Origin of the sequence: Anaerococcus tetradius, assembly GCF_947087635.1 — a bacterium.
Classification (GTDB): domain Bacteria; phylum Bacillota; class Clostridia; order Tissierellales; family Peptoniphilaceae; genus Anaerococcus; species Anaerococcus tetradius.
Genome location: NZ_CAMUDP010000002.1, coordinates 91,514 through 105,871, shown reverse-complemented (window position 1 = coordinate 105,871; position 14,358 = coordinate 91,514). Strand labels below are relative to the sequence as shown.

The following is a 14,358-nucleotide window of genomic DNA, read 5'->3' as shown; positions in this document are numbered from 1 at the left end:
TTAAAATAAGGAGAAATTAATAATGGCCGAAAGATATAAAGGTTTAAAAGCTAGCGGTGGTTTAGCCATTGGAGAATTATACCTATTCACCAGAGACGAAATTGTAGTTGATGATAGAAAAATTAGCGAAGCAGAAACCAAGGCTGAATTTGCTAAGGTAAAGAATGCTATTGATGAATATGTGAAAGAATTATCAAATCTTGATGGAGCAAGCGAAGCACAAGCTAATATTGCAGCTGCCCACACTGAGTTGTTATCTGATCCATATTTTACTGATACAATTGAGTCTAAGATCACAAACGAACTTAAAAATGCAGAGCTTGCCTTAGATGAGACCATTAAAGAAATGGTTGAAATAATGAGTCAACTTGATGATGATTATCTAAGAGAGCGCGCAAGTGACTATAAAGACATAGGTTTTCAAGTTATGTATAAATTGAAGGGAATAAAAGCAAAGGATTTATCAAATCTTGCTAAGGGAAGTATTGTAATTTCTAAGGAGCTTACCCCTTCAGACACATCAAATATGAATAAGGAAGCTGTAGTTGGTTTCGCTACAGATCTTGGTGGTAAGACTAGCCATACTTCAATCATTGCCCAAACTCTTGATATGCCAGCCCTAGTGGGTATGGGAGATATTTCAACTAAGATTAAGGGTGGAGAAAAAGCTATACTTGATGGCAATGAGGGATTATTAATTGTTAATCCATCAGAAGAAGAAATAGCTAAGTATGAAGTTCTAATTAAAGAGCAAAAAGAAAAGAAGATAAGACTTAGAGAAATTAAAGATAAAGTTGCAATAAGCAAAGATGGCAAGAAAGTTGAAGTTTCAGCAAATATTGGAAATCTTGATGATTTAAGGTTAGCTATAGAAAACGGATGCGATGGTGTTGGTCTATTTAGAACAGAGTTTTTATATATGCAAAGCTCTGATTTTCCAACAGAAGAAAGTCAATTTGAAGTTTATAAAGAAGCTACACAAATGCTTGGAGATAAGCCACTTATTATAAGAACACTCGATATTGGCGGGGACAAGGGTTTAGATTATTATGATTTCCCTAAAGAAGAAAACCCATTCTTAGGTTATAGAGCAATAAGGTTATGTTTAGATAAAAAGGATATGTTTAAAAAGCAATTGAGGGCCTTGGTAAGAGCTTCAGCTTTTGGAAATCTTAAAATAATGATACCTTTTGTAGTAAATATTGATGAGCTAAAAGAAGCAAGAAGAATGGTAGATGAAATAAAAGTTGAACTAGATAAAGAAGGAATTGCTTATAACAAAGACCTTGATGTTGGAATCATGGTAGAAACATCTTCATCAGTAATTATGGCAGATAAATTTATTAAATATGCTGATTTCTTCTCTATAGGAACCAATGATTTAACCCAATATACCTTAGCTGTAGATAGAGGAAATGAAAATATAGCCAACCTTTACTCAAACTACAATCCAGCTGTCTTAAGAGCTATTAAACATGTAATAGATGTTTCTCACGAAGCTGGAAAATGGACAGGAATGTGCGGGGCTTTCGCTTCTGATACAGATGCAGTAAAACTTTTGTTAGGTTTGGGTCTTGATGAATTTTCAGGTTCATCTGCAAAAATAGCTGAAATTAAGGATACAATTATTAATTCAAGCCAACAAGAAGAAGCAATATTTGCAGAAAAAATTCTGGATTGCGAACTAACAGAGGAAGTAGAAAAATTAGTAAAAGAGCACAAATAAAAAATGACTAATAATTATGATTTTTTGAAACGTAGCAAACTTTTTGAAAATAAAAAAAAGATACAATCAGTTGTTAAAATTTCTGAAAACAAATTTAAAATTAATGCCGATGACAAGTCATATGTTTTTGCCTTGTATGATATGGATTATCATGAATCAATAGCTAATGAAGGATATTTACAAGATATTCTTAAAAATATTGGTTTGGAGCCACTTGAGATTTATGAAGAAGGCATTATGCCAGACAAAAATAAAGCCTATAAAATTTTCGAATATAGGAAAGAAAAATCTCTAAAGGAATTTTTGGCAAAAAGTGATGAAGAAAAGCAGTTTTCTATTGGTAAAAAATTTGGTTTTCTTTTGGAAAAGTTTCACAAAAGCAAAATAACAGAAAATATTGATTGGGAGAAAAAATTCTTAACTAAATCTAATTATCTATTCTATATTCATGGATTATCTGAAGACATAGGAGATAGGGACTATATATTGATTGATTATATTCAAGGCAATATTCACCTGACAAAGAATACTCCTATCAATCTCTTGCATGGAAAAATTAATGATAAAAACATTAGGGTCTACGATGGTGACAAACTAGACTTTAGGGGATTGAAAGAAATAGAATATGGCGATGGAGTTTTTGACTTCGTTGATATAAATAAAATTGCAATAGATTATCCAAAATTTGCTCAGGGAGTTTTGGATGGATATTTTAATGGCAAGAGACCTTCTAGAAAGTTTTTTAGGCTATTAAGCTTATACCAAGCTTATGTGATTTTATATAACAAGGTCGATAAGAACATTGATAAAGATCATAATTTAGACGAAAATCAAATTGATGATTTGATGAAAATGTACGATGATTTTAATCGTTTACTCCCAAGCTGGGCAAAGTGAAATGGAGGATGTTGTATATAATCTTAATACAGCATCCTTTTTAAATAATAAAATTTAATTAAGATTGAATATATGATGATTTTATGATAACATTTTATTATACATAACGGAGGAAGCATATGAAAAAATATATGTGGATATTTTTTGGGACCTTTTTAATTTCATTTGGCCTCTATTTTTTCTTAATACAACATGATATTGCAGCTGGCGGTATATCTGGATTTTCACTAGTATTATCAACAATTTTTCCAGCTTTAAGTGTCGGAATATATACCCTGGTTTTAAATATATTTGTTTTAGGACTAGGAATTTGGATTATGGGTTATGATTTTGCAAAAAAATCTTTGCTTGCATCCTTTGCTCTATCAGGCTTTATTATTATATTTGAAAGGTTATTTCCGCATCTTATATTAAGTCATGATAAGATTATAAATATTATATTTGGCGCTATAACAATGAGTCTTGGACTTGCTATAGTTTTTTACCATGGGGCTTCTACTGGTGGAACTGATTTGATTGCATCAATTGTAAACAAATTAACAAATCTACCTATACATATTTGCATGTTTTTAGCAGATTTTGTAGTAGTTAGTCTTTCTGTTTTTGTATTCGGAATAGAGCTTTCCCTATATGCAGTTTTAACTATAATGATTCAATCAATTGGTATTGATTATTTTATCCAAGGTTTTGGAAGGAAGATTGCTATTTTGATCATATCGGATAAGTATAAAGAGGTAAATACAGCTATATTAGAAAAGCATAAGAGGGGAGTTACCTTGCTTAAGGCTGAAGGAGGCTACTCTCAAAAAGAAAAGAATGTAGTAATGACGGTAACTACAATTAGAAATTACCCAAGAATTAGACAAGAAGTTATGAAAATTGATGATAAGGCCTTTATTTTCACATATCAAGTTTCAGAAGTATTAGGTGAAGGCTTTACATTTAGTAACTAACTTATTATTAGGAGAATATTATTAACAAATTTACAATTAAAAGATTTAGCAAAAACAAGGCTTACCTTAAAAGTAAATTGGGTGAAGCTGTAATAGACAAAAAAGAACTAAAAGGGACAAAGCTTGGTGATCAAGTTGATGCAATTATTTTTCATGACATAAATCAAGTACTTAGGGCATCGGTATCTTTCCCTTTCCATATAGGAAAGATTTATTCGCTCAAGGCTAAGGATGTTGATAAAAAGGGTGTATATTTTGAAATTAATGATAGGCAAAATATTTTCATGCCCTTTGCTGAAAGAACCTATAAAGTCTTAGTGGACATGACCTATCCTGTTGCATTCAAAGAAGATAGGTATGGATATGTATATCTTACTTCTAAGATTCGAGATTTATTGACTAATGACCATCCTTATGGAGAAAATGATGAAGTATCAGGAAGGATTTATTCTATTAATAAGTCTATAGGTGCATTTATAGCAGTTGACAACAAGTATGATTCTCTTTTAAGGATTAATGAGCTAAGGGGAGTGCATACAGAAGGTGAACTTATAAATGCTAGAGTAAAAGAAGTAAAGGATGATGGTAAGATTGAGCTATCTTTAAGACAGAGAGCATACTTACAGATGGATAGTGATAGCGATAGGATACTTGATTATCTATATGAAAATGATGGAAGGGTAAATTTATCAGACAAATCTTCACCAGATAAGATTTATAGAATATTTAATATGAGTAAATCTGCTTTCAAAAGAGCCATAGGCAGACTCTATAAGAATAATGACATAGCAATCTATAATGATAGAATTGAACTAAAGGAAGGTAAGAATGAAAGAAGATACTAATAAACTTTTAGCTGAAGTAAATGGCAAAAAGATTTATCAAGAAGATGTTTATCAATTAATGCAAAATATAGAGGATAATCAGAGATTCAATAGCGAAGAAGGACTTCATATTCTTGCAGATGAAATGATTAATCAAGAAATTTTATTAGCAGATGCCTACAATGAGGGCTATGATAAGGATAAGGAATTTGTTGACGAACTAGAGCTTGTAAAAAATAATATGCTAAAAAATTATGCTATGCATAAGATTTTTGAGCAGGTAAAACTTGATGAAGCTGAAGTTAAACAATATTATGAAGCCAACAAAGAAACTTTAAATCCACCTGTTTTGTATGAAGCTTCTCATATTCTGGTTAATGATTTGGCAGAAGCTCAAAAAATCAAGGAAGAAATAGATAAGGGATTAGAATTTGCTGTAGCTGCAAAAAAATATTCTATTGACCCATCTAAAGCTAATGGTGGCTCTTTGGGAAAATTTCCCAAGGGTGTAATGGTAAAAGAATTTCAAGATGGATTAGATTCTATAAATATTGGCGAAGTATCAAAACCAATTAAATCTCAATTTGGCTATCATTTAATAAAACTGGAAAACAAAGAAAATGTCGATACACCAAGTTTTGACAAAATAAAGGATCAAGTTTATCAAAGATTATTGATGGTGAAAAGACAAGAAGCTTACTTGGATAAACTATCAAAAATAAAAAAGGACTTGGATATAAAGAAATATTACTAGGAAATAAATATGGATTGTAGGTCAGTCAAAGAGAATCTCGATAATTATATAAATAGCCTAAAAGGAGACGATAATCAGCTCCTTTTGGGTCCTTTAGAAGAGTTTATTATAAAAAAAGCAAAAGAAAAAAATCTTGAAATTATTGGGTTTTCTAACTTTTGGTATATTAAAAAGGGTCAAAGTCCCAAAATTTTACTTCATCTAAATATTGACGATAGAAAAGAAAAAAGCTCTGTTTTTTTTGATAACATCGAAAACGTTGACCTAATAAGATCGAATAATAACATAAATCTTATTACATCAGCCTTACTAATCAACTATCTAATCGAATATAGTGATGAAAGCTTTGATATACTATTAACTAATAATAATATACATATAGAAAATGATAATTTTATCAATCTTAAAAATATTATTAGATGCGATAATGTAGTAAACTTGAATTTAAGACAGGCTGATTGCATAGCAGATGAATTTTCAGCTCTTAAATTGTTTTTGAATCAAGTAAAAGTCAGAAGGTTTCAACCAGAATTTCCCTTCAAAACATATAGAGTTTCCTTAAATGGTCTAAGTGGAGGCCATGCTGGTGAAGAGGCTGATAAGGTAAAACTAAATTCAATCAAACTTATTATTGGCATTATAAGAAAGATAAAAGCCAAGGTAGACATTGATATAATCTCTTTAACAGCTGGTGAGAGATATGATTATATACCATCACAAGCCCAAGTAGATTTTATAGTTAAGGACGATTTTGAAGGTGAACTTTTAAATATATTTGATATTGTAAAAAGCGAAAGTATAGAAAAAAATCTAAAATATGAACCAGACATGAACCTAGAATTGGCTAAGCTTGAGGAAAGAAAATACTTACCAATAGATAATGAATCTTTTAACCATCTAGCTTCATTCATTGAACTTACTCCCACGGGAAGTTATTTTGTAAACTCGGTTGATGAGCAAATCGTAAGTTCAACTAATCTTGCAACTGCAAGAAGCCTTAAGAATTATATAAATATGATAATCGTCTTAAGATCTCTTTCAGATGAAAGTATGACGACTATGGTTGATAAGATAAAACTTTCTTCAAAAATATCTTCTTCGGTCATTACCGAAAGATTCAACATTTATAAGTGGAAAAATGATGATAATTTAATGACCGACGTTTTCATAAAGTCTTATATAGAATTATTCAATAGAGATTTAAAGTCGATTAAAACACAATTTTCCCTAGATTCTAGTATTATATTTAAAGATATAAATGTGAAAATCTTATCACTTGGGGTAAAATATAAACAAGGTGATAATATATACTATTCGAGTATTGGATGGCTAGTTGAGCTAATTGCCTTGCTTGAATATGTACTTAAAAAAATTTAGTAAAAGATAGGAGAGACTATGGCTGAGAAATTTAATCTACATGGTCATGAGGTAGAATTCGGAAAAAATGAAGGCAAGGCTATTATTGAGATAGGCTTTGATGATAACACTGACCAATGTTACCTTATTGATATTTTCACTGTTGATGAGACTGATTATGTAGCCTTATTATCAAGTGAAAGCTCACAGGTTTACTTATTCTACTATAACGATTCATTTGACAATGACGAAATTAATTTAGAGATTATAGAAGACGAAGAAGAAATGGACGAAGTTTTTCATCTATTCTCCCATTATTGGGATGAGGAAGCTTTAGATAATCTAGTTGAGGATTATGAAAGCGATATGGATGATGAAGATATGATTGATGAATAATGGAGTTTATTATTCAGTAAGTGAGTATTACAAAGATACTTACAAAACTAAAGTATATAAATTACCTATAAAGCTTTCCCTTACATGTCCCAACAGAGATGGGGCTTGTTCGAGGGGTGGTTGTATATTTTGTTCAGATGCTGGTGGATCATTTGAGAATTTGCCGAGTTTTATGACAGTAGAAGAGCAACTAGAAAAAAACAGAGCCTATATAGGTAGTAGATATAAAGCGAACAAATTCATAGCATATTTTCAAAATTTCTCAAACACTTACATGTCACTAAAAAAATTCAAAGAAGTAATTAGAGCTTGTAATAAAGACTATATAGTAGCAATTTCTATTTCTACTAGAAGTGATTGCCTTAGCAGGGATAAACTTGATTTTTTGAAAGAATTCAGACAAAAAACTGGAATTGATATTACAATCGAGTTGGGTCTGCAAACAGCTAATTATAAAACACTAGACGTCTTAAATAGGGGAGAGTCCTTAGCTGACTTTATAGCTGCTTGTATTCTTCTAAAGGAGTATAAGATTAGGATTTGTACCCATGTTATTTTATCCCTTCCGTGGGATAATTTGAGAGATGTCATTGAAACTGCAAGGATAATTGCTGCATTAGGAGTTAATGAAATTAAGATTCATTCTTTATTCGTGGTGAAAAATACAAAACTTTCTAAGATGTATGAAAATGGCGAAGTGAGTATGATTTCAAAAGAAGAATATCAAAGAAATGTGATTGAATTTCTAAGGTATATAGGCGAAAATATAGCTGTTTCGAGACTTGTAGGAAGGGCTCCTCAAGAAGATACAATTTTTTGTAATTGGGATACATCTTGGTGGCTTATTAGAGATGAAATAGTTGAATATATGAAGAAAAATGGAATTGTTCAAGGCGACAAAAGCAAAAAAATAATTTTTGACAAAATTAAGGGGGAAGAAAATGATTTATTTAGTATTAGGTGAACAAGGTGTTGGCAAAACAAAATATTTAGTAGAGCAAGCTAACAAAGAAAAGGAAAAAGGTAATAACAATATAGTTTTTGTCGATACTGACGATAGTCAAATCAATACCTTAGATCATAAAGTAAGATTGATTAACGCAAAAAGCTACAAAGTTTCAAATATAGACGGACTTTTGGGCTTTGTTGGCGGTATCCTTGCCCGTGATTATGACATTGGAAAAATTTATCTTGATGGAATATATGATATTATTGATATTAACAAAGATAATATAAAAGAAGTTAGTGAAAGACTTAAAAATTTATCTGAGTATTCAAAATCTGACATATACCTAGGATTAGATTGGAAAAAAGAAGACGTTCCTAGCTCTCTAGATGCAGAGATTATTGAATTGAAACTAGAAGATTAGTTATGACCGTCTCAGTTGAGACGGTTTTTTATTATGAACATAGAAGACAAAAAATTAACTATATTTGAAAATTGGAGAAAGGAATCCATTGATTTATTAGAGAAAGCTAAGATTGAGAAAGATGAGTTTTTGGATTTGAATTACAATTTTTTTAGAAAATTAGAACTTAAACCCTTCGCTCAAATAGATACACCCCTTAAAGCGATATATAATTATCAATATTATAATGTCATGGCAAAGAAATCTAACTTCGAGGCTAGTTTATACCAAAATTTGAAAAAAAAGAAAAAGTTATATAATAAACTGATAAATGATAGGGAAAACTACTATTATCTCAAGGACTTGGCTACACAAAGATTACTAGAGATTATTGATTACAAAAATTTAGAGTGCTATTACATAAAATTGCAATCTAAAAGACTAAAGGGTAGTATTTATGAAATTCATATACTGGATAGAGAAAAACTTATCCTTCATTCAAAAAACAAGACGATTTTAGATAACTTAAAAGAAAAAGGTGTTTTCAGCGACTTAGCAAGGCAGTCTCTTATTGACTCTTACGTTAATAAATCTTATTAATATGATAGAAATAGTAATAAATGAAAATGATGGGGGTCAAAGATTTGACAGATTTTTGAGGAAATATTTCGAAAATGCTCCCTTATCATTAATTCAAAAGAATATAAGAAAGAAAAATTTTAAGATAAACGATAAAAGAGCTAAGAAAGATGATTTCGTCTATCCTGGTGATTCAGTAAAAATGTATATAAATGATAGTGATTATGACAAATGGCTCACTAGGACTGACTTTAAAGCTCAAGACTTTAATTTGGATATTGTTTATGAGGATGATAATATTATCATTATGGATAAGAGAGAGGGACTTCTAACCCACAGCTCATCAAGAAAAGATTATGGAAATAATCTTGTCGATAATATGTTAGCTTATCTTTATAAGACAAAGTCAATTGATATGACTGACAAAACATTTAAGCCAGCAGTTGTAAATAGACTAGATAGAAATACTGCAGGTCTTGTTATAGGGGCGAAAAATGCCAAGGCTCTCAGGTCTTTAAATAGGGCAATAAGAAAGAAGTATATAGATAAGTATTATATGACTATTGTTAATGGTCATATAGATAAAGATTTTTCTATAAGAACAACTATAGCTAAAAATGAAAATAAGAATAGGATCCGAAAATCAGAAGATGGCAAGGAGATAATCACTCATTTTAGGCCTTTAGACTCTAACAAGAAATTTACTCTTTTGGAATGTAAATTAGAGACGGGCAAAACTCATCAGATTAGGTTTTCATTAAAGGAAAACGGGACTCCTATTATTGGCGATAGAAAATATGGAAGTGTCAATAGTAATAGAAAGTTAGAAAAATTTGGCATTCATAACCAAGTTTTATTAGCTTATAAGCTTAGCTTTAAAAAATTTGATGGCTTAGAATATTTAGAGAACAAGGAATTTTATTCAAGTAGAAAGAATTCGATTTTAGAATTAAAAGATAGAATTTTTAAGGAGATATGATGGCTAAAGTAATAGGAATAGATATTGGTGGAACTAAAATTAATGCATGTCTTGTTGATGATAGTGGAAATATTTTAGAAAGAAAAGAAGTTCCTACTAATGCAAATAGGGGACGTGATGTTGTTCTTGATAACATCAAAAACGCAATTTACTCACTATCTTATAAGGATGCTAGCGCAATTGGAATTGGAACACCAGGATTTATAGATTCTAAAAATGGAATTGTTACCTTTGCGGGTAATATAAAAGGATGGACAGGCTTAAATCTTAAAGAAGCCGTTGAGGAATTTGTAAATCTACCAGTTTTTGTGGAAAATGATGCTAATATTGCCCTTGTAGCTGAAAAATGGATAGGATCTTGCAAAGATTATGACAATGTTGTAATGATTACTTTGGGCACCGGACTTGGTGGAGCTATCTATACAAAAGAAGGGGGCTTACTAACAGGTTCTCATTTCCAAGGAGCTGAATTAGGTCATATGATTCTTCATGCAGGAGGAGATCCTTGCACATGTGGGCAAAATGGTTGTGCTGAAAGTTATTGTGCAGGCAGTGCTCTAACTAAGGATTATAAGAAATTGACAGGAAAAGAGCTAAGTGGCCAAGCCATTTTTGACCTAGTAGATACAGATGATGCTGCTAGAAAGGCGCTTGAAAACTATCAATCAAATCTAGGATATCTTCTAACATCTTTAAGAAACATTTTTGACCCAGATGTCATAGTAGTTGGTGGTGGAGTAATTCATGCCAAGGATGTATTTTGGGATGGTATGATTTCAAAATATCAAGAGTATTGCAATAAACCTAGTGAAGTGGACATTATTCCTGCAATGTTTTTGAATAATGCCGGAGTTATAGGTGCAGCAAAGATTGCCTTCGAAAGGAATGATAATGGAGAATAAAAAGATTTTAATAGTGGATGATGAAGATCCAATAAGACAGTTTATGAAGATTAATCTTGATTATCAGGGTTATCAAACTGTAGAAGCTGCTAGCGGAGAAGAAGCTATTAAAGTTTTTGAAAAAGAAAGGCCAGCCTTAGCAATTCTTGATATAATGCTTCCTGGTATGAGTGGCTATGAAGTTTGCGAAAAAATAAGGACTGAAGCTCCTATGACTGGAATCATTATGGTTTCAGCAAAATCTCAAGATATTGATAAAATCCTTGGTCTAGAAAAAGGAGCGGATGATTATATAATTAAGCCTTTCAATCCACAAGAGTTAATACTTAGAGTAAGATCTCTTATGAGAAGGGTTAACTTTAGTCAAGACAAGGCAAACAACAAGATTAAAGAAAGTATTAGCGATGGTCCATTTACTCTGGATTTATACGCAAAAAGTTTCTACAAAAATGAAAGAGAAATAGACGTCACACCTACTGAATTTACAATTCTCCAATACTTTATTCAGAATAAAGGAAAGGCCATGACTCGTGATGAAATAATGACTAAGACATGGGGTGAAAATTATAGTAACGATACGAAAATCGTCGATGTGAATATTAGAAGGATAAGAGCTAAGATTGAGGATAACCCTGCAAAACCTGAATATATAGAAACAGTATGGGGTACAGGTTATAGATGGAAATAATAAATAGTGAAGAGTTTATTGATAAGGAAATAAGGTCATATAATAATCAAAATCCAAACGATAGTATTAAATTTACGGTTATAAAGATTATCATGCTTTTTGTAGTAACCATAGTTATAGGTTTTGAGATTTTTGCATATAATAGTATTAGGTCTTACTATGAATCAGCCTTAACTGATTCTATGAGAAATCAAGCAAGAATTAGCCAGCTACAATATAGCAATTATATGAACAGATACGATCTTAATGACATAATCATTGGTGATAAAAATATATTCTATAGGCAAAGCGATACGCAGGTTCAAATTCTTGATAATTCTGGAGTTGTTTTGTTTGATTCGATGGCATCTGATAATGTTGGCACTAATTTAGTAAGTCCTGATGTTAGTGCTGCTATCGAAGGTAAGCAAGATTTTTCTAAAAACAAGATTGAAAGCACAGGAGAAAATGTATTATCTTTGTCTTATCCCTTGTTATCAGCAAATCAGCAAGTAGGGATAATTAGACTTACAAGTTCTATGGATAAGGTAAACAAGAGGGTAAATGATGATGCCTTTTGGTATATTCTTTTTGGTATAATTGTAACGCTTGCTGCCTTAGTTGTTTCATTTTTCGCTGCTTCAAGCTTTATTAAACCAATTAACGGTTTAATAAAGGTATCAGAAAAACTTGCTAGTGGCGATTATTCCGCAAAAGCCGAAGTTAAAGGAAACAATGAGATTACAGAGCTTGCAAATACTCTAAATAATTTAAGCGAAAATATAATCAAAAGGGAAGATATGAAAAATGAGTTTATATCTTCTGTATCCCATGAACTTAGAACACCATTAACATCAATTAAGGGTTGGGCAATTACACTCCAAGCTCCAGAAATTCAAAAAAATGAAGACATGATGAGTCAGGGTTTAAAGATTATAGAAGATGAGGGAGATAGGCTATCAATGATGGTTGAAGACCTTCTAGATTTTTCAAGGTTATCCTCTTCAAGTTTTAAATATGATAAGGAAAAATTAGATATAGTTGCACTTTCCCTACAAGTTTACAGGCAACTTTATCCTAGAACTGAGAATCAGAAAATTGAATTTAATTTTGTTACAGTATATAAGTCAATACCCGTATTTGCTGATAAGAATAGGATTAAAGAGGTTCTGATAAATATAATTGATAATGCTATAAAGTTTACTGATGAAGGGGGACAGATTGATTTAATAATTGATCAAGAAAATGACAAGGTCCTCATAACTATAAAGGATAATGGGGAAGGTATAAAAGAAGATGAAATAGCATTTGTTGCTAGTAAATTCTATAAGGGCTCATCCTCTAAGTCCCAAACTGGTTTAGGTCTTTCTATATGTGAAGAAATAGCAAAAGCCCATGGTGGTAAATTAGTTATAAAGAGCCAGTACGGAAGTGGAACTTCCGTCACTGTTGAAATTCCGAGGTTTAATGATGAAAAAGATAAGTAAATTTTTATTATTTATACTCTCATTTATAATACTTTCATCATGTTCTAATAATAATCCTGAAGAATTAAATAACCTAATTCAAACCCCTAAACAAGGGCAACTATCAATTAATGGAACATGGGAAGTAAAAGAAGTTAGAGGCAAGAAAAACATAGATGAAAAGGACGTTCCACAAAAAGGTGATTTAATATATATTGACAAGAACTTGCTTGCTATTGGCGATAGTTATGCCTTCCCTCCTAGCTTTTCTTCAAAATACGTAAATTTGTCTAAGTATCTGAAAAACAGGGGAATCGAAGAAAATAAAATCGATAAAGATAAAAATGTAGTTGTGATAAATGCCTCCCAGGGACAACTATTCTCGAAGGATTTTATAAAGTTTAGTGATACTGAAATGGCAATAATATCAAATGATAACTTTATTAAACTTGAAAAAATATCTAATAAGGTTGATACGAAAATTTTAAATATCTATTCGAAAAGGGCAAGCAAAGAAAGGACAACTACAGCTGAGGGTCAAGAGATAGCTGAGGATACAGCCTTACTTGTTGGTGTAAGAGAAAGAGTCGATAATAGCCTTGATGATTCGTTAAATAATTATTACACATATCTTATTAGAATAAAAGATGACGGAAATATTTCCTATAAAAAAGCCTATGGAATTTTCTTAAAGAATAAGGAAGAGTATTGGTTGGTAAATACAAAAAACAATAACATAACCAATAACTATGATGAGCTTTTAGCCTATCCTATAAGACTAAAATCTAAAATGTCAGATCCATCTCTAAGAGCAAAATATTCATTTAAAGATATCAATTTGAACATTAGATTGAATTATGTATCTAATGATTTCATATCAATTGATTATACTAGTATTGCCAATGACAATCCTATTAGAAAGTATGCAATCTTAGAGACTAATGCAGTAAATAATGGAGCATTCCTATCACTTCAAGAATTTACAGGCGAGGAAGACTCGGATCTAATCTTTAGAGAAAGAGTTCTAGAAGTAGCAAATATAAACTTTAAGGGTTTCGATGAGAAAAATCTTTTCTTTGATAATACTAATTTCGGAATAATAAGAAATCAAGGTCAATGGATTTTCCAATCTTCTATTTTCACAGGTGATGGAAAGAATTTTGTACAAAACTTTTTCCCTATGGAAATTGCTATCGGCAATCAGATGCTTAACAAAAATTCTGATAAAAATACTATAACTAGAGATCAAGTTAGAAATATTAATGGTCAGTTTAAAGATTACTACATTCTATCAAATGGTAACTATATAGTAATCCAAACACCTGATGAACTACTAGTCCATAGAATAAAAGATAAACTAATAGAGAAAAAACCTATTTATTCAATACCAACAATAAATTCGACAAGCATAGTAAGCCTGGCTGAACAATCTGGAAGCGGTGCGGAGAATCTAGAATCAGCTTTTGACAATAACAATGAAATAGTAGAGCAACAAAATTAATAACTTGAC

Annotated in this window: 15 protein-coding genes; all 15 read left to right on the top strand. The window is 31.1% G+C overall.

Going from position 1 to position 14,358, the window contains the following annotated elements; translation table 11 throughout:
• Positions 1 to 22 precede the first annotated feature (22 nt).
• The 15 genes from ptsP to P6936_RS01175 all read left to right on the top strand — a co-directional run bounded on the left by ptsP (position 23) and on the right by P6936_RS01175 (position 14,349).
• The gene (gene ptsP / locus P6936_RS01245; protein ID WP_004836040.1) at positions 23 to 1,726 is read left to right on the top strand and encodes a phosphoenolpyruvate--protein phosphotransferase; all 1,704 of its coding nucleotides are present in this window, start codon (positions 23 to 25) and stop codon (positions 1,724 to 1,726) included.
• A gap of 3 nt (positions 1,727 to 1,729) precedes the next feature.
• Positions 1,730 to 2,623 carry a kanamycin kinase gene (locus P6936_RS01240; RefSeq protein WP_276880607.1) on the top strand — a complete coding sequence of 298 codons (894 nt, stop codon included), beginning with the start codon at positions 1,730 to 1,732 and terminating at the stop codon, positions 2,621 to 2,623.
• Positions 2,624 to 2,742: 119 nt separating this feature from the next.
• Entirely contained in the window at positions 2,743 to 3,576 is an 834-nt protein-coding gene (locus P6936_RS01235) for a YitT family protein (RefSeq protein WP_060929600.1), read from the top strand.
• 17 nt (positions 3,577 to 3,593) lie between these two features.
• Positions 3,594 to 4,421, top strand: a complete 828-nt coding sequence (locus tag P6936_RS01230) for a S1-like domain-containing RNA-binding protein (RefSeq protein ID WP_331711375.1) — start codon at positions 3,594 to 3,596, stop codon at positions 4,419 to 4,421.
• A complete protein-coding gene (locus P6936_RS01225) occupies positions 4,405 to 5,154 on the top strand; it encodes a peptidylprolyl isomerase (protein WP_004836036.1) in 750 nt (249 codons plus the stop codon). The genes P6936_RS01230 and P6936_RS01225 overlap by 17 nt, the downstream gene beginning before the upstream one ends.
• A 9-nt stretch (positions 5,155 to 5,163) precedes the next feature.
• Entirely contained in the window at positions 5,164 to 6,531 is a 1,368-nt protein-coding gene (locus P6936_RS01220) for a hypothetical protein (RefSeq protein ID WP_276862203.1), read from the top strand.
• A gap of 18 nt (positions 6,532 to 6,549) precedes the next feature.
• The gene (locus tag P6936_RS01215) at positions 6,550 to 6,906 is read left to right on the top strand and encodes a DUF1292 domain-containing protein (protein WP_276862205.1); all 357 of its coding nucleotides are present in this window, start codon (positions 6,550 to 6,552) and stop codon (positions 6,904 to 6,906) included.
• Entirely contained in the window at positions 6,899 to 7,870 is a 972-nt protein-coding gene (locus tag P6936_RS01210) for a TIGR01212 family radical SAM protein (protein ID WP_276880606.1), read from the top strand. The genes P6936_RS01215 and P6936_RS01210 overlap by 8 nt, the downstream gene beginning before the upstream one ends.
• Positions 7,848 to 8,276 carry a hypothetical protein gene (locus P6936_RS01205; RefSeq protein WP_004836032.1) on the top strand — a complete coding sequence of 143 codons (429 nt, stop codon included), beginning with the start codon at positions 7,848 to 7,850 and terminating at the stop codon, positions 8,274 to 8,276. Before P6936_RS01210 ends, P6936_RS01205 begins: the two co-directional genes overlap by 23 nt.
• 33 nt (positions 8,277 to 8,309) lie before the next feature.
• Positions 8,310 to 8,855, top strand: a complete 546-nt coding sequence (locus P6936_RS01200; protein WP_004836031.1) for a DUF6648 family protein — start codon at positions 8,310 to 8,312, stop codon at positions 8,853 to 8,855.
• A 1-nt stretch (position 8,856) separates the two neighbouring features.
• The gene (locus P6936_RS01195) at positions 8,857 to 9,813 is read left to right on the top strand and encodes an RluA family pseudouridine synthase (protein ID WP_276862209.1); all 957 of its coding nucleotides are present in this window, start codon (positions 8,857 to 8,859) and stop codon (positions 9,811 to 9,813) included.
• Positions 9,813 to 10,715, top strand: a complete 903-nt coding sequence (locus P6936_RS01190) for an ROK family protein (RefSeq protein ID WP_276880605.1) — start codon at positions 9,813 to 9,815, stop codon at positions 10,713 to 10,715. The genes P6936_RS01195 and P6936_RS01190 overlap by 1 nt, the downstream gene beginning before the upstream one ends.
• A complete protein-coding gene (locus tag P6936_RS01185; protein WP_040349217.1) occupies positions 10,705 to 11,403 on the top strand; it encodes a response regulator transcription factor in 699 nt (232 codons plus the stop codon). Before P6936_RS01190 ends, P6936_RS01185 begins: the two co-directional genes overlap by 11 nt.
• Complete coding sequence (locus tag P6936_RS01180) at positions 11,394 to 12,869, top strand: sensor histidine kinase (RefSeq protein ID WP_060929595.1); 1,476 nt, start codon at positions 11,394 to 11,396, stop codon at positions 12,867 to 12,869. Before P6936_RS01185 ends, P6936_RS01180 begins: the two co-directional genes overlap by 10 nt.
• A complete protein-coding gene (locus P6936_RS01175) occupies positions 12,850 to 14,349 on the top strand; it encodes a hypothetical protein (protein ID WP_276880604.1) in 1,500 nt (499 codons plus the stop codon). The genes P6936_RS01180 and P6936_RS01175 overlap by 20 nt, the downstream gene beginning before the upstream one ends.
• Positions 14,350 to 14,358 lie beyond the last annotated feature (9 nt).